At 63.2% G+C, this 18169-nt stretch carries 17 protein-coding genes; 11 read left to right on the plus strand and 6 right to left on the minus strand.

Going from position 1 to position 18169, the window contains the following annotated elements; translation table 11 throughout:
• The first annotated feature begins 1 nt into the window (after position 1).
• The 6 genes from RBR29_RS05110 (at position 2) to RBR29_RS05135 (ending at position 6669) form a co-directional block, all read left to right on the plus strand.
• Positions 2–931 carry a dipeptide ABC transporter ATP-binding protein gene (locus RBR29_RS05110; RefSeq protein WP_320347889.1) on the plus strand — a complete coding sequence of 310 codons (930 nt, stop codon included), beginning with the start codon at positions 2–4 and terminating at the stop codon, positions 929–931.
• Entirely contained in the window at positions 928–1338 is a 411-nt protein-coding gene (locus tag RBR29_RS05115; RefSeq protein ID WP_320347890.1) for an HIT family protein, read from the plus strand. Before RBR29_RS05110 ends, RBR29_RS05115 begins: the two co-directional genes overlap by 4 nt.
• Positions 1339–1792: 454 nt before the next feature.
• Complete coding sequence (locus RBR29_RS05120; RefSeq protein WP_320347891.1) at positions 1793–3154, plus strand: substrate-binding protein; 1362 nt, start codon at positions 1793–1795, stop codon at positions 3152–3154.
• A 74-nt stretch (positions 3155–3228) separates the two neighbouring features.
• Positions 3229–4095: a branched-chain amino acid ABC transporter permease gene (locus tag RBR29_RS05125; RefSeq protein WP_320347892.1), complete on the plus strand. Its 867-nt coding sequence runs from the start codon at positions 3229–3231 to the stop codon at positions 4093–4095.
• Positions 4092–5978: a branched-chain amino acid ABC transporter ATP-binding protein/permease gene (locus tag RBR29_RS05130; RefSeq protein ID WP_320347893.1), complete on the plus strand. Its 1887-nt coding sequence runs from the start codon at positions 4092–4094 to the stop codon at positions 5976–5978. The genes RBR29_RS05125 and RBR29_RS05130 overlap by 4 nt, the downstream gene beginning before the upstream one ends.
• A complete protein-coding gene (locus RBR29_RS05135) occupies positions 5965–6669 on the plus strand; it encodes an ABC transporter ATP-binding protein (protein WP_320347894.1) in 705 nt (234 codons plus the stop codon). The genes RBR29_RS05130 and RBR29_RS05135 overlap by 14 nt, the downstream gene beginning before the upstream one ends.
• 14 nt (positions 6670–6683) lie before the next feature.
• Here RBR29_RS05135 and chrA read toward each other — a convergent pair whose 3' ends face one another.
• Positions 6684–7889, minus strand: a complete 1206-nt coding sequence (chrA, locus tag RBR29_RS05140) for a chromate efflux transporter (RefSeq protein ID WP_320347895.1) — start codon at positions 7887–7889, stop codon at positions 6684–6686.
• Positions 7890–8036: 147 nt separating this feature from the next.
• Here chrA and ribA point away from each other — a divergent pair, with 147 nt between their 5' ends.
• Both ribA and RBR29_RS05150 read left to right on the plus strand, forming a co-directional pair.
• The gene (gene ribA / locus RBR29_RS05145) at positions 8037–8684 is read left to right on the plus strand and encodes a GTP cyclohydrolase II (protein ID WP_320347896.1); all 648 of its coding nucleotides are present in this window, start codon (positions 8037–8039) and stop codon (positions 8682–8684) included.
• Between the two features lie 133 nt (positions 8685–8817).
• Positions 8818–10974 (plus strand): EAL domain-containing protein, encoded by a 2157-nt coding sequence (locus tag RBR29_RS05150; protein ID WP_320347905.1) that lies wholly within the window; start codon positions 8818–8820, stop codon positions 10972–10974.
• Here RBR29_RS05150 and RBR29_RS05155 read toward each other — a convergent pair.
• A complete protein-coding gene (locus tag RBR29_RS05155) occupies positions 10872–12551 on the minus strand; it encodes a glycosyltransferase family 39 protein (RefSeq protein ID WP_320347897.1) in 1680 nt (559 codons plus the stop codon). The two genes, RBR29_RS05150 and RBR29_RS05155, sit on opposite strands and share 103 nt — an antisense overlap.
• 103 nt (positions 12552–12654) lie before the next feature.
• On the opposite strand from RBR29_RS05155, the gene lipA reads away from it, so the two are divergent.
• Positions 12655–13641: a lipoyl synthase gene (gene lipA, locus RBR29_RS05160; protein ID WP_320347898.1), complete on the plus strand. Its 987-nt coding sequence runs from the start codon at positions 12655–12657 to the stop codon at positions 13639–13641.
• 12 nt (positions 13642–13653) lie between these two features.
• Here lipA and RBR29_RS05165 read toward each other — a convergent pair whose 3' ends face one another.
• Positions 13654–14562 carry a LysR family transcriptional regulator gene (locus RBR29_RS05165; RefSeq protein WP_320347899.1) on the minus strand — a complete coding sequence of 303 codons (909 nt, stop codon included), beginning with the start codon at positions 14560–14562 and terminating at the stop codon, positions 13654–13656.
• Positions 14563–14655: 93 nt separating this feature from the next.
• On the opposite strand from RBR29_RS05165, the gene RBR29_RS05170 reads away from it, so the two are divergent.
• Together RBR29_RS05170 and RBR29_RS05175 are read left to right on the plus strand one after the other, a co-directional pair.
• On the plus strand, positions 14656–15519 hold the full coding sequence (locus RBR29_RS05170) for a pirin family protein (RefSeq protein WP_320347900.1): 864 nt from the start codon (positions 14656–14658) through the stop codon (positions 15517–15519).
• 33 nt (positions 15520–15552) lie between these two features.
• Entirely contained in the window at positions 15553–16128 is a 576-nt protein-coding gene (locus RBR29_RS05175; protein ID WP_320347901.1) for an NADPH-dependent FMN reductase, read from the plus strand.
• 4 nt (positions 16129–16132) lie between these two features.
• Here the strand turns inward: RBR29_RS05175 and RBR29_RS05180 are convergent, their stop codons facing one another.
• The 3 genes from RBR29_RS05180 to RBR29_RS05190 all read right to left on the minus strand — a co-directional run.
• Positions 16133–16453, minus strand: a complete 321-nt coding sequence (locus tag RBR29_RS05180; protein ID WP_320347902.1) for a hypothetical protein — start codon at positions 16451–16453, stop codon at positions 16133–16135.
• A 185-nt stretch (positions 16454–16638) separates the two neighbouring features.
• Entirely contained in the window at positions 16639–17310 is a 672-nt protein-coding gene (locus RBR29_RS05185; RefSeq protein ID WP_320347903.1) for a dienelactone hydrolase family protein, read from the minus strand.
• A 34-nt stretch (positions 17311–17344) separates the two neighbouring features.
• A partial coding sequence (locus RBR29_RS05190; RefSeq protein WP_320347904.1) for a M90 family metallopeptidase occupies positions 17345–18169 on the minus strand: 825 nt, incomplete at its 5' end.

Raw genomic sequence — 18169 nt, forward strand, 5'->3', positions numbered from 1 at the left:
TGTGGATGGCGGTTTTCTCAAGCCTGGCAAAACCGTCAAGGCCCTGGACGGCGTGTCCTTCAGCCTGCAGGCTGGACGCACCCTGGCAGTCGTTGGCGAATCGGGCTGTGGCAAGTCCACCCTGGCGCGCGTGCTCACCATGATCGAACCACCCAGCGCAGGGCAGCTGCTGTACCGGGGCCAGGACGTGTCCCGGGCCGATCCGGCCCTGGCCAGGCTGCGCCGCCGCAAGATCCAGATCATTTTCCAGAATCCCTACGCGTCACTGAATCCGCGCAAGCGCATCGGCGACATCCTGGAAGAACCCCTGCTGATCAATACGGACCTGGACGCACGTGCGCGCCGGGCGCGGGGGCTGGCCATGATGGAACGGGTCGGCCTGCGGCCGGAACATTACGGCCGCTACCCGCACATGTTCTCCGGTGGCCAGCGCCAGCGCATCGCCATTGCCCGTGGCCTGATGCTGGACCCTGAAATCCTGGTGGCCGACGAAGCCGTGTCCGCGCTGGACGTGTCGGTGCGCGCCCAGGTGCTGAACCTGATGCAGGACTTGCAGCGCGATCTGGGCCTGTCCTATGTCTTCATTTCCCATGACCTGTCGGTGATCGAGCATTTGGCCGATGAAGTCCTGGTGATGTACCTGGGCCGGGTGGTGGAACAGGGCACAAAGGACGCGATTTTCGAGCGGCCCCTGCATCCCTACACCCAGGCCTTGCTGTCGGCCACGCCGCGCCTGAATGCGGCGGCCCGGCGTGAGCGCATCAAGTTGTCGGGCGAATTGCCCAGTCCGCTGAATCCCCCGCCGGGCTGTCCGTTCAGTTCACGTTGCCACCGGGTCATGCCAGTCTGCCGCGAGCGCCTGCCTGCGCTGCTGCCGCAGGGGGGGCGGCAGGTGGCCTGCTTTGCCGTTGAACAGGATCTGAAATCATGAGCAGGGAAACCGTCTTCACCCGTATCCTGGCTGGTGAAATCCCAGCCGCCATCGTGTATCGCGATGCCCGCGTGTTTGCCTTCATGGATGCTGGCCAGCTGAACCCGGGCCATGTCCTGGTGGCGCCTTGCGCGCCTTACGCGACATTGCTCGACATGGATGAGGATCTGGCGGCTGACCTGATGCGGCTGGCCCACCGTGTCGCCCGCGCCGTTCAGGCCGAGTTCCAGCCCGAGGGCCTGACGTTGCTGCAGGCCAACCGTCCGGCGGGTTGGCAGACCGTGCCGCATGCCCATATCCATGTGTTGCCACGCTACGAGCATGATGGCGTGGGCCTGATCTGGCCGCGCAAGGATCCGGGCATCGAGGTCCTGCGGGAATATGCCGCACGTATCCGGCTGGATTGAACACTGTTCTGAGACAGATATTTTCGACTTGAATGAACGGGACCTTGGGGTCCCGTTTTTCATGATGCGTTGCAATATTCATGGTAATTCATAGCTGCGGTTTTCCCTTAAGCAAAAACCCTTATTTTGTCGCAGTGCATCATTTAAGTCTAAAACAATTTTCCGTATCGAATCAAGGGGATGTGAAGCACGTTTCAAAACGGCCATGAATGGCGGGGCCTCATTGTTTCCGGCTTCTGGCAGGCCCCTGGCGATAGCGTAAGTTCTGCGTAAGTTTCGAATTCTACTAATAGCATCACGCAGGAATCCGGTCCTTTGAAAATACGATCTGCGGCTGAATGCAGACATAAAAACAAAGCTGTTACATATAAAAAAATCGCAAGTTCCAACTGGGATGACTGTGTTCAAACCGGGTGTATTCGGCGCCCGGAACCCATTACCAGGAGACGAGACAATGAAAGACAACAAGACTTTGGGGCATGCCTTGCAGACGCCGGTCAAGCGCCGTTCGGTGCTGAAGGCCGGGGCCGCTGGGGTGGCGGGCGGCCTGTTGATGCCCGGCGCGGCCCGAGTGGCGCTGGCCGATGACAAGAAACCCCTGGGAGCCTGGCCAGCAGGGGCAGAAGGAGACTCCATCGTCCTGGGCCTTACTGTCGATCTGACCGGTCCGTATTCGGCGCAAGGCGCCGCGCAGCAGCGCGGCTATGAACTCGCCGTCGAGCACATCAACAATGGGGATCCCATCCTCAAGGAAATTTCCCCGGATCTCAAGAAAGGCGTGCTGGGCAAGCCGCTGAAAATCGTATCGGCCGATGCCGAAACGAAACCCAACACGGGCGTGCAGTCGGCCACGCGCTTCATCCACGATGACAAGGCCATGATGATCTCGGGCAGCACCAGCAGCGCGGTGGCCATTGCCCTGGAAAAAGTCTGCAACCGCGAACATACGCCGTACTTCACGGCCATTTCCGGTTCCAACGAAACCACCGGCGTCGATTGCCAGCGCTATGGCTTTCGTCCTTGCTATTTCGCCTACATGGCCTGCAAGGCGGTTGCGCCTGTGGCGGCCAAGGAACTTGGCAAGAATCGCAAGGCCGCGTACCTGACGCCCGACTATACGTACGGCCATACCACCACGCAGTCGATGAAGGAATTCACCGAAAAAGAAGGCTGGACGACGGTCACCAACCAGGTCCACCCGCTGGGGGCCAAGGACTACAGTTCCTACCTGATCAACATCGCCAATACCGATGCCGATGTGCTGGTGTGTGTGGCCTATGGCGCGGATGCCGCCAATGCCATCAAACAGGCCAAGCAGTTCGGCCTGCTCGACAAGATGAAAGTCGTCGTGCCGTACAGTTCGGCCTATATCGAAGAGGAAGTCGGCGCCGACCTGATGGCGGGGGTCATCCTGGCCCAGGGGTTCTGGTGGACCATGCAGGACAAGTATCCCCAGGCCAAGCACTTTGTCGAAGCCTATCAGAAGAAATTCAAGGGCATGCCGCGCGATTCGTCTTTCTATGCCTACCTGGCCGTGATGGTCTGGGCTGCGGCGGTCGAACGCGCGGGGGGGCTGTATCCGCCCGACGTCATCAAGTCGCTGGAATCGGGGGCGGTGCTGAACCTGGCCACCGGACCGTTCTCGATTCGTCCCGAGGATCACCAGGGCATCGTCAATTTCCCGGTCATGCGCGGCAAGAAAAAAGCCGATATGAAAAATCCGGACGATTACTACGAAATCATCCAGATCGTCGAGGGCAAGGACGTCCTGCCGGATCTGGGGGTGCTGGGTTGCAAGCTGGGGGACTACGTCTGAGCCATCCCTGTTTCCCCGGGGCCTTGTGGCCCCGGGAGCAGCCGCTGTCCGGGACTTGAAGGAGGGACCCGAGCATGTCATTGTTTTTTTCGCAATTGTTCAATGGGCTGACGACCGGTTTGCTGCTGGCGTTGATCAGTACCGGCCTGACCATCATTTACGGCACGCTCGGTGTCATCAATTTTGCGCACGGCGCCCTGTTCGTCGTGGGGGGCTATGCGGGCTATACGGTCTACGGCCTGACGGATTCGTTCGTACTGGCCCTGGCCGGCGGGTCCGCCGTGGCGCTGGCCTGTGGCCTGGTCATGGAACGCGGCCTGATGCGCAAGTTCTACAGCCGCCCACCCGAAGACCAGATCCTGGTCACGTTTGGCCTGAGCATCATTCTGATCGAGATCATCCGTGGCATCTACGGGGGCGTCAGCCTGTCGGTCTCGCCCCCCGAATGGGGCATGGGGATTGCCAGGATCGGTTCGCTGATCTATCCGATGTACCGGCTGGAAACGCTCGCCATTGCGGCCGTGACCCTGCTGGTGCTGTATTTCATTCTTTATCGTACCAGCCTGGGCCTGGTGGTGCGTGCGGGTATCGAGGATGCGCAGATGGTCGATGCTCTGGGCATCAACATCAAGCGGGCCTTTCTGGTGGTGTTCGGCCTGGGCGCCATGGCGGCCGGGTTTGCCGGCGTGGTCAATTCGCCCATCGTGGCATTGACGCCCGACATGGGCTTTCGTTATCTGGTCGAGTCCTTTGTGGTGGTGGTGATCGGTGGCGTGGGGTCGTTCCCGGGCGCCATCGTGGGCGGCATCATCGCCGGAGAAATCCTCAGCCTCACGGCCATGGTCAATCCCCAGTATTCCGATGTGATGCTGTTCGTCGCCATGGCGCTGGTGCTGGTGTTCCGTCCGCAAGGTCTCATGGGTCAGGAGGGTCGGGAATGAGTTCAGTACACACAACGACGGCCGCGTCCGCAGCTTCGGCCCGGTCCGTCAAACAGGCAGGGGGTGGCGGCCTGGTCATGCGTGGCCGGCTGCCGGAAATGTGGGTGGGGCTTGGCCTGGTCCTGGCGCCGTTCGTCCTGCCGGCCATCGGCATGAGTCCCGATTTGCTGACCCGGATCCTGATCCTTGGCCTGTTCGGCCTGGGTTTCGATCTGCTGTTTGGCTACACGGGGTTGCTGTCTTTCGGCCAGGCGGCCTTTTTCGGCACGGGCGGCTTCGTCACGGCCTATCTGCTGACCGACGGGGTCGTGGGCAATATGCTGCTGGCACTGGCCATTGGCACAGTCGTGGCCGCTGTCACCGGTCTGCTCATCGGCTATCTCACCCTGCGGCGCACGGGCATCTATTTCGCCATGAGCACGCTGGCCTTCGGCGAGATGTTTTTCTTCATGGAAAACTCGGTCTTCAAAGAGTACACCGGGGGCGAAAACGGCATTGCGGGTGTGCCCTCGCCTGAAATCGCGCTGGGATTCATCCATATCAAGGTCAGCAGCGGCTGGCCCATGTACTGGTTCGTGGCCCTGGTGTTCTTCGTCGGTTATCTCATTGCCCGTCGCATCGTGCGCTCCCCCTTTGGGGCCGTGCTCAAGGCCATTCAGGGCAATCCAAAGCGCGCCATGGCGCTGGGCCATGCGATCCAATCGTACAAACTCATGGTCTTTGTCGTGGCGGCGGCGTACGGGGGGCTGGCGGGCGGCCTGCTGGGCCTGTTCCAGTCCTACATGCCGCCCGATGCGTTTTCGCTGGATACTTCGGCGCAGCTGGTGATCCAGACCGTGATGGGCGGGGCCGGCACGCTGCTGGGGCCGCTGCTGGGCGCGACCATCTGGCTCTACCTGTACGATGGCCTGCAGCAGATCGGCAGCCTGGGGCCCTACTGGAAACTGATTCTGGGGGTGGTCTTCGTCGTGCTGGTGACGGTGTTCCGGCGGGGGGTGGCCGGCGCGCTCATCCAGTTCTGGCAACGGACGCGCACACTGCCCGCCCACATCGATGCCGATGCCAGCAGCAAAGTGGCCAGTGTGCTGGACATCGTGCCCCCTCTGGCCACGACCCGCCCGGGCGCACCTGTGCTGGAAGCGCGTGGCGTCAGCAAGCATTACGGCGGCCTGAAGGCCAACTCGGATATCGATTTCACCCTGCGCGAAGGCGAACTGCATGGTGTGATCGGGCCCAATGGCGCGGGCAAGTCGACCTTCTTTGCCATGCTGGCCGGCGAACTGCCGACGACGACCGGCAAGGTTTTCTTTCGCGGCCAGGAAATCACCGGCATCGGCGTGACCTCGGTGTGTCAGCTGGGCATGAGCAAGAGCTACCAGATCAACCAGTTGTTCGAGCACCTGACCGTGCGCCAGAACATGATGATTCCGGTGCTGGCGCGGTTGCGCGGGCGCTACCGCAGCGACCTGCTGCGCAGCCTGCATTCCGACCATCTGGATTCCCAGGTCAATGCGGCCATCGCTCTGGTGGACCTCAGCCACCATGCCGATACCCAGGTTTCAGAAATGTCCTACGGCGAAAAGCGCCGACTGGAAATTGGCCTGGCGCTGGCCACGGGCGCCAATGTGCTGCTGTTCGACGAACCGCTGGCGGGTCTCGGGCCCGAGGAACGCGTGCTGGTGGTGGCGCTGCTCAAATCGATCCGCCAGGGCCGCAGCATGGTGATCGTCGAGCACGACATGGACGCCATGTTCGAACTGGCCGAACGCATCACGGTCCTGTACGAGGGCCGCAAACTGACTGAAGGCACGCCGGATGAGATTCGCAGGGATCCGTCGGTCCAGGCCGCGTATCTTGGAGGAATGGACGATGAGTCTGCTTGAAGTCGACAAGATCAACAGCTACTACGGTGATTCGCACATTCTGTTCGACGTGTCGATGCGGATCGAAGAACACGAAGTCGTGGCGCTGCTGGGGCGCAATGGGGCCGGCAAGAGCACGACGATGAAATCCCTGATGGGCATGGTCGAAGTCAAATCCGGGTCCATCCGCCACCGGGGCGTCGAGATCCAGCACCTGCCACCCTATGGCCGCGCGGCGCTGGGCATCCAGCTGGTGCCCGAGGAACGGCGCGTGTTCGGCTCGATCTCGGTTCAGGAAAACCTGCAATTGGCCGCCATGACGGCGGCGCGGCCCCGCAGCCTGGACGAAATCTATGCGACCTTTCCGCGCCTGGCCGAACGCAAGCGCAACCGCGGCAAGCAGTTGTCCGGTGGCGAGCAGCAGATGCTGGCGATTGCACGGGCCATGATCCGCAATGCAGACATCATTCTGCTGGACGAACCGTTCGAGGGCCTGGCGCCGCTGATCGTGCGTGATCTGATGGCCGTGTGCCGCCAACTGGCGGATGACGGCCAGACGATCGTGATCGTCGAACAGAATGTACGTGCGGCGCTGTCGCTGGCCGATCGTGCCTATATCGTCAACAACGGCCATGTGGTGTACGAAGGGACGCCCAAGGATCTGCACGAAAACGGCGAGATCATCGAACGCTATCTTGGTGTCAAGGCCTGAGGTTCAGCGCTTCCCTAATGCGCCAGGAGCCAGCCGGCGCCCGAGGTCAGGATGACGACCAGGACGGGTGGCATCCTGCCAATGACCAGCAAGCCGAATGCGGCCAGCGCGAGCCCGAAGTCCGCACGGCTGTGGATCGCGCTGGTCCACACCGGGTCGTACAGTGCCGACAGCAGGATGCCCACCACCCCGGCATTGATGCCCGCCATCGTGGCCCGCATGCCCTGGCGGTGGCGCAGGCCTTCCCAGAATGGCAGTGCGCTTATGAGCACCAGCAAGGCCGGCAGGAAAATCACCCACAGCAGCACCAGGCCTCCCCACCAGCCGTGCAGCGGCCCCTGGGCCATGGTCCCCAGATAGGCCGCAAAGGTGAACAGCGGCCCCGGGACTGCCTGGGCGGCGCCGTAGCCGGTCAGAAAGTCGGCGTTGCTGACGGCCCCGCTGGGAACCACGGTGGCCTGCAGCAGCGGCAGCACGACATGGCCACCGCCAAAGACGAGTGCGCCAGCGCGGTACACGCCTTCGAGCAGGGCCAGAACGGATGACCCGCTGGCCGCCGCCCCTAGCGGCAGGCCGACCAGGGGCAGGACAAACAGCAACAGGGCCACGATGCCCAGTCTGCGAGAGATGGGATAGACATGCGCCTGGCCGCCGATCGGCTGCGGTACCTTGAGTCCCCAGTAGCCGAGCAGGCCCGCGATGAGGATGGCACCGATCTGTCCCATGGCCGATGGCAGGGACAGCGTCAACAGCGCCGCCAGGATGGCCAGTGCGGCCCGGGGGCGATCCGGACAGAGTGATTTGGCCATGCCCCACACCGCTTGCGCCACGACGGCCACGGCGACGATCTTCAGGCCATGCACCCAGCCCGAGTCGGCCAGCCCTGGGTGCAGGGTGATGCCGATGGCGAACAGGATCAGCACGATGGCCGATGGCAAGGTGAATCCCGCCCAGGCGGCCAGCAGCCCGGACCAGCCCGCGCGGCCCAGGCCCAGAGCCATGCCGACCTGGCTGCTGGCCGGGCCTGGCAGGAATTGGCACAGGGCGACCAGATCGGCGTAGCTGTGATCATCCAGCCATCGGCGGCGCTCGACGAATTCCGTGCGGAAATAGCCCAGATGCGCGATCGGACCGCCGAAAGAACTCAGCCCCAGGCGCAGGAAGATCAGAAAAACACGCCAGGCGCCGTCGTGCGTGCGGGTGTTTTGGGCTGCTGTCAAAGTGTCTCCTGCTGCATGGGGCTGGACAAGGAATCGGTGTTTTCCTTGTGCCTATTGTCGCGTCATTGAGTACCAGGATACGGATTGGAACATTGCGCGCTGGTGTTACTCTATAGCAGATTTCACTCCTGCCAAGACACGTTTTCCATGTCCACTTCCCCCGGTGCCGCCCCTGCCGCAGACGGCGGCGCCCTGCACTATGTTGCTTCCAGCCAACTGCCCACCCCCTGGGCCATTTTCCGGATCCATGCGTTTGCCGAACCTGCCACGGGCAAGGAACATGTCGTCCTGGCGTTGGGCGAGCCATTCGGGGATGCGCCGGTGCTGGCGCGCATCCATTCCGAATGCCTGACAGGGGATGCGCTGTTCAGCCAGCGTTGCGATTGCGGCGCCCAACTTGAAGCCGCGATGCAGCGTATCGCCGAGGAGGGACAGGGATTGGTCATGTACCTGCGCCAGGAAGGCCGCGGCATCGGGCTGCTGAACAAGATCCGCGCCTATCAGCTGCAGGACGAAGGCGCCGATACGGTCGAGGCCAATGAACGCCTGGGGTTTCCGGCCGATATGCGCCGCTACGACCTGTGTCGGCCGATGCTGGATCATTTCGGCATCCGCAGTGTGAGATTGATGACCAACAATCCGCGCAAGGAACGCGTGCTGGCGGACTTGGGTATCGAGGTTGTCGAGCGCATCCCGTTGCAGGTCAATCGCAACCCCTATAACGAACAGTATTTGCGCACCAAGGCGCGCAAGCTGGGCCATCGGTTCAAGGAATATTTTGGCGAGGCCCCCTGATGCGACATGTTGCGTTTTCTCATGGATAATACCGATAATGACCAACCGTACCTTTGTGTTAAAAATCTCAGATTGAGGTTTTTCCAGCGGACTTCAGCGTGACGACCCATCTGCACCTATTGTGCCCCGCGTGATGTTCCCCCTGTTCAAGCCCGCTTTGCCACTCTATGTCCAGGCCCCGGGTCCTGACGCAGCCCTGCTGCCTTCGGGACATGTCGATCGGTCCCACATCCTGGCGCTGATCCGCCTGGGTGATTATGCGCATGACGCCTTTCTGGCCACCGATGCGCATGGCGTCATTGCCTACATGAACCGCAGCGCCGAACGCCTGTTCGGCTACCGCAAGGGGACAGCCATCGGACTGGATGTCGAAGTGCTGCTGCCCGACATCGGCGAAGTCAATCAACGGTTGCGTCAGCCTGGCATGCGCGACACCCTGCCGTGGCGTGGCCAGGGCCTGGATCGCCAGCGCCAGCCGCTGATGCTGGCTGGGGCGGTCACGCACATTCCCGCGCCCACAGGGCACAGCCACCTGTATGTCATGCGTCCGCGCCGGGCAGGTCAGCCCGATACGGACCGTCAGGCCGAACTGGCTTCCCTGGTTTACCGCAGTACCAGCGAAGGCATGCTGGTGCTGGATCCCAAGGGCTTCATCCTGGACGTCAACCCGGCGTTCGTGAGATTGCGGGGGCGTTCCGAATCAGAGGTCATTGGCCGGCACGTCCGCTGCCTGAATTCCCCCTGCCACGATCGCGAGTTCTACCGGGCCATGTGGCGCGCGGTGATGGAAACCGGCAGTTGGCAGGGCGAACATTGGGGCCAGCACGCCAACGGCGAACTCTATCCCGAATGGCTCAGCATCAATACATCCTATGGCGTGGACGACGAAGTCCACCGCCGGGTGATGATCTTTTCCAACATTGCCGAGATCAAACAGGCCGAGGCCATCATCTGGAAGCAGGCCAATTTCGACCGCTTGACCGACCTGCCCAACCGGCAGATGTTCCATGACCGCCTGGAACAGAGCATTCGCAAGTCTCGCCGCACCGGCAGCCGCACCGGGCTGCTGTTCCTGGATCTGGACCGTTTCAAGGAAATCAACGATACCCTGGGCCATGCCATGGGCGACGAACTGCTGAAGGAAGCCGCCCGGCGGATCAGCGGCTGCGTGCGCCAGAGCGATACCGTGGCCAGGCTGGGGGGTGATGAATTCACGGTGCTGCTGGACGACATCCGCGAACCGCGCGATGTCGAGCGCCTGGCCCGTAATATCCTGCGTCGGCTGGCAGAACCTTTTCGCCTGGGCGTCGAGACCGTGTTCATTTCCACCAGCATCGGCATCACGTTCTATCCGGACGATGCCGCCGATGCCGAAACTCTGCTGAACAACGCCGACCAGGCCATGTATGCCGCCAAGGCCGAGGGCCGCAACCGCAGCTGCTATTTCACGCTGTCGATGCAGGAACAGGCCCAGACCCGCATGCGGCTGGTCAACGATCTGCACCTGGCGCTGGACCAGAGCCAGTTCTCGCTGGATTTCCAGCCCATCGTCGATCTGGCCAGCGGCCGTATCGTCAAGGCCGAGACGCTGCTGCGCTGGCACCACCCAGTGCGAGGGCTGGTCGCGCCCGATGAATTCATTTCCCTGGCCGAGGAAACCGGCATCATCCGATCCATTGGCGACTGGGTTTTTTGCGAGGCCACTCGCCAACTGGCCGAATGGCGCCGTCAATACGGGCTGGACATCCAGGTCAGCGTCAATATTTCTCCGGCCCAACTGCGTCACGAAGGACTGGATCATGTGTTCTGGCGCAGCCATCTCGATACGCTGGGCCTGTCGCCCAGCCAGGTGATCGTTGAAATCACCGAAGGCCTGTTGATCGATTCAGGCGATGAACGCATTCAGCGCCAGTTGGATGCATTCCATGATGTCGGGATGCAGGTTGCGCTGGACGACTTTGGTACCGGGTATTCCTCGCTGTCCTATCTGCGCAAATTCAACATCGATTTCCTGAAGATCGACCAGTCCTTCGTGGCCAATCTGGACCCGGACGGCCCGGATCTGGCGTTGTGCGAGGCAGTCATCCTGCTGGCCCACAAGCTGGGCCTGCGCGTGGTGGCCGAAGGCATTGAAACGCGTGAACAGTATGAACTTCTGGCGGCCGCCGGCTGTGACTATGGCCAGGGCTATTTGTTCGCCAGGCCGCTGCCGCCCATCGATTTTGCCCCGCTGCTGGCCAATGGCACGGATCTGCGCCCGGAGGGGGGCTCTGCCTGGGCGGTCTCCTGATTGCGCTGCAAGCAATCCGGTGTGGCGGGCAATACCGCCCAATGCAGATCGATCGTTTTGCCCTTGGGACCGGACCAGGGCACTTCATCCACCCCTTTCCAGGGGGCGGCGTCATACAGGGCCTGCACGGCGGGCGCCGGCGCGGCACGGCCCTGTTCGCTGTAGGCAATCAGTGCGCCGCAGCGCAACGCTGTGCCGGGGGAGAACCAGGGGGACTGTGCGTCGTTGGCGTCGATCCAGACCCGGGTTCCGGGGCCGATATGCACGGCGATATTGCCGCCCAGCCAGGTATTGGAGACCACGACACGCAGGGGCCGTCCCGGTTGGTGATCCTGCCAGTGCCGCAGTGCGTGCGCGGCCAGTTCCGGCCCGGGATAGGTCGAGCGGGCGGGGTGGCCCGCCCATTGGGCGAGCGGTCCCCGGGCGGCGGCGTAGCCGACGGCCATCAGGACATGCAATGCCGCCGTCAGGATCAGGATGCGCCGCAGCTGCACGGCTTCGGGGCCGCGCAGCCAGCCCAGGCCATAGAAGCCGAACAGCACGAAAAAGGTGCTGCCCCAGGACGCTTCCAGCCGTGAGCCCAGCACCATCGAGATCAGCACTGTGCTGCAAAAGGGGGCCAGGCCGACCCACAGCAGGAATTGCCGGTCCTGGGCGTCCAGGTCGAACCAGTAGCGCACGGATCTGGCGGCGCCCGCAAAGCGTTCGTCGTTGGCGGCATGGCCTGCGGCACGGTCGCCCCGGCGCTTGCGCCACAGTGCCCAGGCGGCCAGCGCCAGCACCATGGGCGACAGCCGTCCGGCCTGATCCAGGCTGAAGTCCAGCAAGTCTTTCAGGGCGGCCAGCCGCCCGCCTGCGGCCAATGAACTGTCGGCGTAGCGCAGCGGTTCGAAATCGTGCTGACCCAGCCACCACAGATGGGGGCTGAGCACGATCAGGAACACCACGGTCGCGACGGCGATGCCGCGCCAGACGTCGGGGCGGCGCAGCGCCCCGCAGCGCAAGGCGTACAGGAAGAAGGCAGCGAACTGGATCAGGGCGCTGTATTTGGTCAGCATCGACAGGCCGCCGACCGCGCCCAGCCAGATCCAGTCGCGCATCCGGCCGCCGCGCAGAGCCCGGTGGAACAGCCAGATCGAAGCGGTGATCGACCAGAGTTGCGCCGTATTGTGGTTGTAGATCGTGCCGCGCAGCGAAAAATAGGCGGTGACCGAGACCAGCAGGGTGGCGATCAGGGCCCGGTGAGGCGTGGTGATGTCGCGCCCCAGTTTCCACACGAACCACAGCCCCAGTGCCGAAAAGACCTGGCCCATCAGAAAGGGCAGCCATACCGGGCGACCCAGCAGTTCCGTGGCCAGGTGCATGAACCAGGAGGGCAGGGGCGGGTGTTTGGTGTAGCCCAGTTCCAGACTGGCGGCCCAGACGAGTTCTTCCATGCCGTCTAGGTCGGGGGCCGAATGGCTGAGGGCGGACAGCACCGTCCAGAGCGCGACCATGCCCAGCAGGCACAGCAGCACCAAGGCAGTGCCCGGCGGGCGGGCGAGCAGGGGAATCTTGGGGGGAACAGCCAGACGCATGGCCAGGAGTATACCGGGCCGCAGGCGTGCGCGTGGTACTATCGCACAGGCGCTCGCCGGGGGTGACGGGCGCCCGTTTTCGACCTTTTCCCGCAGGTTTTCCATGACGACCGAAGTCCCCATCATCCGTGCCCGCTCGGGGTCCAAATTCATCAGCCCACAAGGCACCAGGGCCGTCAAGGACGGCATGCGCCCCAGCGAACTGACCGAAATCCCCGATTCCGCCCCCAAGCCATCCTGGCTGCGGGTACGAATCCCGGCTGGTGCGCGCTATCAGGAAGTCCGCGAAATCGTTGATGCACACAGGCTGAACACGGTCTGCGCCGAATCCAAATGCCCCAATATCGCCGAATGCTGGGGACGGGGCACGGCCACCCTGATGCTGATGGGCTCGGTCTGTACGCGGGCCTGCAAATTCTGCGCCGTCAGCACCGGCAATCCCCACGGCTGGCAGGATCACGACGAACCCACCAGCGTTGCCGATGCGGTGGCGCTGATGCAATTGAAATACGTGGTGCTCACTTCGGTCGACCGTGATGACCTGGCCGATGGCGGGGCGGGCCACTACGCAGCCTGCATCCGTGCCATCCATGAGCGTTCCCCGAAAACATCGGTCGAGGCCCTGACGCCTGACTTCCGGGGGGATCACGGCTGCGTGGAAAAAATCCTGGATGCCGGTCTGACGACGTTCGCCCAGAACGTCGAAACCGTAGAACGCCTCACCCATGTCGTGCGGGATGCGCGCGCCGGCTACCGCCAGACGCTGGACGTGCTGGCCCACGCCAAGGCCTACGCACCGCACACGCTGACCAAGACCAGCATCATGCTGGGCCTGGGCGAAACGGACCAGGAAATCGAGCAGGCCATGGACGACATTCGCGCTGCCAATGTCGATATCCTGACGTTCGGCCAGTACATGCGTCCCACGGCCAACCATTTGCCGGTGCGCCGTTTCGTCACCCCCGATGAATTCCGCGCCTATCGCGATCTGGGCCTGTCCAAGGGTTTCCGCGAGGTCGTCTCCGGCGCCCTGGTGCGTTCCAGCTATCGTGCCGAGCAGGTGCTGGAAAAGGACAACGTCGGGCTCTGATCCGCGCGCTGTTCAGGCCTGGATCGCAGCGCTGCCAGCCAATTCCCGCGTCAGGCGTTCCAGGACGTCTGCCAGTTCCTTGCAGGCCGGGCCAGGGAATTCCGGCCGGGCCAATACCCTGTACAGCGTCGCATAACGGTAGCGGCCCTCGGCCAGTGGCAGGGGGCGCAGCCGGCCATCGGCCAGTTCATCACGAATGCGCAGTTCCGGATACCAGGCAAAGCCCAGGCCGGCGCAGGCAGCGCGGATGGATCCCGTGACGTGACTGAAGGTCCAGCGCTGTTCGGCGTTCAGCCAGCCCGCGTCCTGGCGCCGTTTTCCCGAATCCCTGACCACCAGCTGCCGGTGCTGGCGCAGGTCTGTCCATTCGGCAGGTCGCCCCAGCGCGTGCAAGGGGTGGCTGGGCGCGGCGACCGCCACGAACCGGACCTGCAGCAGGGGTTCGCCACTGAACCCCTGGGGGATGCGAGGCGTGATGACCAGATCGGCCTCGTGGCGCGCCAGGGCCTCGTCGGTGCCGCTGAGGACGGTTTCCAGGACTTCGATCCGGGTCGAACTGCAGCTTGCGCTGAATGCAGCCAGGGCTTGCAGCAACAACCAGTCAGGGAACAGGGCATCCACGGCCAGTCGCAGCAGTGATTCGCGGCCAACGGCCAGTTCGCGTGCTGCCGATTCCAGGTTCTGGGCATGATCGACCAGCAGGCGGGCGCGCTGCAGCAGGACCTGCCCAGCCGGGGTGGGCACGGCGCGCCGTCCTTCCGTGCGAAAGATACGCAGGCCCAGCCGGTCTTCGAGCCGCTGGATGGAATAGCTGACGGCAGACTGGCTTTTCCCCAGGAATTCGGCGGCCTGTGCATAGCCACCCTGGTCGATCACGGCCAGCAGGGCCTGCCACCAGGCAATCGGAATGATGTCTTTCATATCTAATTTTTAGATTAAAAAATGTTAGTTTATACGGTTGATCATCCAATTATATGATTTGATAATGACGGTAAGCCATTTCTGGAGCCGATCATGTCTCATCGAGCCATCACCCGGATTTTGCCTGCGCAAGCGACCCAGGACGGTGCAGGCGTGCGCTTGCTGCGCGCCCTGGGACAGCAGCGGCAGTGCCGCATGGACCCCTTCCTGATGCTGGATGCGTTTTCCTCGGACGACCCGGACGACTACATCGCGGGGTTTCCGCCCCATCCGCATCGTGGTTTCGAGACCGTGACCTATATCGTCGATGGCCATATGCGCCACCGGGATCATCTGGGCAACGAAGGCGACCTGAGGGCTGGCGGTGTGCAATGGATGACCGCCGGGCGCGGCATCATCCACGAAGAAATGCCCCAGCAGGAAAACGGCCTGCTGCGCGGTTTCCAGATCTGGCTGAACCTGCCGGCTGCGGACAAGATGCAGCCTGCGCATTATCGTGACATCCCGGCAGAGACGCTGGCGGTGGCCGAACTGCCGGAAGGCGGCTTCATCAAACTGATCGCTGGCATCATCCCCTGGACAAGCTGCCCCTTGCAGGGGCCAGGCCAGGGGCATGTCGCGACCCAGCCGCTGATTGCCGACATCCGGGTCATGCCGGATCAGACGGTAGCCATTCCGGTTCCGTCGACGCACCAGGCGCTGTTGTACGTGTTCGAAGGGCAGTTCGATGCCAATGGTCAGGCTGTTGTGCCTGGTCACACCGTCTGGTTCGGAGACCAGGGAGACACCCTGCAGATCCAGCCGACGCCCGGATCCGGCGAGAGTGTGCGGGTGCTGCTGTTGGCCGGCAAGCCCTTGAACGAACCCATTGCCCAGTATGGGCCCTTCGTCATGAACACCCCCGAGGAAATCGAGCAGGCCCTGCGCGATTACCGGGACGGTGTGCTGGCGCAGTGAACCATCCAATCTTGATCAACGACAGGAGTCATTATGTCCATTCATGTCCTCGCCATTGGCGGCAGCCTGCGCCAGGGTTCCTACAACCAGTTGCTGCTTGAACAGGCGCGACGCCAGGCCCCTGATGGCATGGTCATCGAGATGGCCGATCTGTCCGATGTGCCGCTGTACAACGGGGATGTGCAGGCCCAGGGCTTTCCGGCTTCCGTCCAGCGCCTGGCTGCCCAGGCTGCCCGTGCCGATGCATTCCTGATTGCCACGCCGGAATACAACTATTCGATCCCGGGCGTCCTGAAGAACGCCATCGACTGGCTGTCGCGTGTGCCCGAGGCGCCCTTCCAGGGCAAGCCTGCGGCCCTGGCCAGCGCTTCCATGGGAGCGCTAGGTGGCGCTCGGGCGCAATACCACCTGCGCCAGGTACTGATCTATCTGGACCTGCATGTGCTGAACAAGCCCGAATTGTTCGTGCCTGCCGCGCACGAGAAATTTTCCGCCGACGGTGAACTGACGGACAGCACGGTCCGCGAAGGGCTGGACCGGCTGCTGGCTGCGCTGGCCGCCCATACGCAGCGACTGCAAGCGGCTCAGGCCATCGCCGAGGCCGCCTGAACCGTCAGTCGTCGTCCCAGTCGCGATCGCGGTGGCCCCAGGCGCGTTTCCAGCCTTTTTTCCAGTGTTTTTTCTGGTGGCGGTCGTAGTGGCCCCGATCGACCCAGCCCTGGATGTAGCCAGGGCCGGGCGCATAGACGGGCTCGGGCACCACGACCACGCGTGGGCGATGGTAGTAGCGCGGTGGCGGATAATAGGCCGGGCCGTCCCAGATGACGCCAGGGATGCCGATGGAAATGCCGACGTCCACGTCGCCTGCCTGGGCGGCAGGTCCTGCCATCAGCGCGCCGGCCAGCAGGGTAGCCGCAACGATGCCTTTTTTCATTGGATTGTCCTGCGGATCGAGGAGCCCCCATTGTGGCCTGTCCGGATGGCTGGATTGTGTATGCATGCAGGACAGTCGCTTCAAAAGGCTACCGGCACGCGGCTTTGCCGGCTCAGCTGGAACAACTCTTCACGTTTGTTGCCGGCTGCAGGGCGGGGCGTGTGTCCCAGGTGTGCCGGCTTGGATCATGCCGCATGTTCGGCAAAAAACGCCAGTGTTCGTTCCCAGGCCAACGCCGCTGAAGCGGCATGATAGGCTGCCGTGCCTGCACGCCCGAACGCATGGCCTGCTTCCGGATAGACGTGGATCGGCAGGTGGGGCTGTGCCGCCTGGATGGACTGCACATCCGCCATGGGGATCGAATCGTCCTGCCCGCCGAAATGCATCTGCACCGGAATCCGGGGAGTGTCGTGGGCATGCCGCGCAATGCCGCCGCCATACCAGCAGGACGCTGCAGCAAAGGCATTGCTCAGGCAGGCGCTGCGCCAGGACAGGTAGCCGCCCCAGCAGTAGCCTGTTACCAGGCAGGTAGCCTGATCCTGCAGCGCAGCGGCCGCGGCTTCGATGTCCAGCAGGGCATCTTCGTCGCGGATCGCCTTGCGCAGGGCCAGGCCCCGGTCCAGGTCCGCCTTGCTGTAGTCCAGTTGCAGACCGATCTCGGCACCTGCTGCCCGATCGAACAGGGATGGGCAGATCACCCGGTAGCCCTGCGCTGCGAAGCGATCTGCCATCTGGCGGATATGGGTATTGATGCCGAAGATTTCCGGCAGCACGACGACGCCATTCCGTGCATCGGCCGGACCGGACAGATAGGCGCTGAATGCATGGCCGTCGGAGGCTGTGAGTGTGATGTCCATGATCGGATTCCTTCTGATAGGGGAGGGGGCCGCGTCAAGGGCGGACGGGGCGTGGCACGCCTGCGGCTTCCAGGCGGCGCAGGGGATCCTGCCGGTAATATCGGGCCAGCAGCTGATACCAGTCGGGCCAGGCCGCTGCCATGGCCCAGGGGGCAATGAAGAAACTTTCTGAACTGACCGCGAAAAATTCTGCCGGGTCTTGCGCCGCGTAGGGGTCCAGCGGCAGTTCCGCATACCATCCGGCCGCTGCGTCGGATTCCGGGTCCACGTCGGGCGGAATGAGTGCCTCGATCTCGTCGAGCCAGTCGTTGAAATCGTCAAAGGCCTGGTCCAGGATTGCGCGCCACTGGCGTGGATCCAGATCCCGGTGTGCATGCAGCCCCGGCATGCCGTCCGCACCCCCGTTGCGCTGGTCGAGCTTGTGGGCGAATTCGTGGATGACCACGTTTGCCTGGGCATCCGTTCCGGCGCGTGCGTCTTCCCAGGACAGGATCACCGGGCCGCCTTCCCAGGATTCCCCCGCACTTGCCTGCTCGTATTCGTGGACCACGCCGGCCTCGTCGGTCTCGGTGCGCTGGACCAGGAAGCCGCCTGGGTAGACCACGATCTGCGTCCAGCCCCGGTACAGGGACGTGTCCAGCCCCAGGATCGGCAAGGCGGCCTGCACCGCGATCGAGCGGCGCATGTCCGGCGTCACCCGCAGGTCGTGGGCGCCGTGGAAATCCTTGTTTGCCAGGATCCAGGCCGTGTGCTGGCGCAGCGTTTCGGTTTCCTGTGCGTCCAGGCCCGCCAGGAACGCGTGTTGTGCCAACAGGGGCGGCCAGACCCTGGCGTCCAGCGCATCCAGCGCCTGTGTGAA

It is taken from the genome of Castellaniella sp., from assembly GCF_034007085.1.
Taxonomy (GTDB): Bacteria; Pseudomonadota; Gammaproteobacteria; order Burkholderiales; family Burkholderiaceae_B; genus Castellaniella.

Bases quoted from the DNA above. Each gene is read 5' to 3' on its own strand.
- RBR29_RS05115 (WP_320347890.1), top strand. From the start codon at position 928: ATGAGCAGGGAAACCGTCTTCACCCGTATCCTGGCTGGTGAAATCCCA.
- RBR29_RS05120 (WP_320347891.1), top strand. From the start codon at position 1,793: ATGAAAGACAACAAGACTTTGGGGCATGCCTTGCAGACGCCGGTCAAG.
- RBR29_RS05125 (WP_320347892.1), top strand. From the start codon at position 3,229: ATGTCATTGTTTTTTTCGCAATTGTTCAATGGGCTGACGACCGGTTTG.
- RBR29_RS05130 (WP_320347893.1), top strand. From the start codon at position 4,092: ATGAGTTCAGTACACACAACGACGGCCGCGTCCGCAGCTTCGGCCCGG.
- RBR29_RS05135 (WP_320347894.1), top strand. From the start codon at position 5,965: ATGAGTCTGCTTGAAGTCGACAAGATCAACAGCTACTACGGTGATTCG.
- ribA (WP_320347896.1), top strand. From the start codon at position 8,037: ATGTCCACTTCCCCCGGTGCCGCCCCTGCCGCAGACGGCGGCGCCCTG.
- RBR29_RS05150 (WP_320347905.1), top strand. From the start codon at position 8,818: ATGTTCCCCCTGTTCAAGCCCGCTTTGCCACTCTATGTCCAGGCCCCG.
- RBR29_RS05155 (WP_320347897.1), bottom strand. From the start codon at position 12,551: ATGCGTCTGGCTGTTCCCCCCAAGATTCCCCTGCTCGCCCGCCCGCCG.
- lipA (WP_320347898.1), top strand. From the start codon at position 12,655: ATGACGACCGAAGTCCCCATCATCCGTGCCCGCTCGGGGTCCAAATTC.
- RBR29_RS05165 (WP_320347899.1), bottom strand. From the start codon at position 14,562: ATGAAAGACATCATTCCGATTGCCTGGTGGCAGGCCCTGCTGGCCGTG.
- RBR29_RS05170 (WP_320347900.1), top strand. From the start codon at position 14,656: ATGTCTCATCGAGCCATCACCCGGATTTTGCCTGCGCAAGCGACCCAG.
- RBR29_RS05175 (WP_320347901.1), top strand. From the start codon at position 15,553: ATGTCCATTCATGTCCTCGCCATTGGCGGCAGCCTGCGCCAGGGTTCC.
- RBR29_RS05180 (WP_320347902.1), bottom strand. From the start codon at position 16,453: ATGAAAAAAGGCATCGTTGCGGCTACCCTGCTGGCCGGCGCGCTGATG.
- RBR29_RS05185 (WP_320347903.1), bottom strand. From the start codon at position 17,310: ATGGACATCACACTCACAGCCTCCGACGGCCATGCATTCAGCGCCTAT.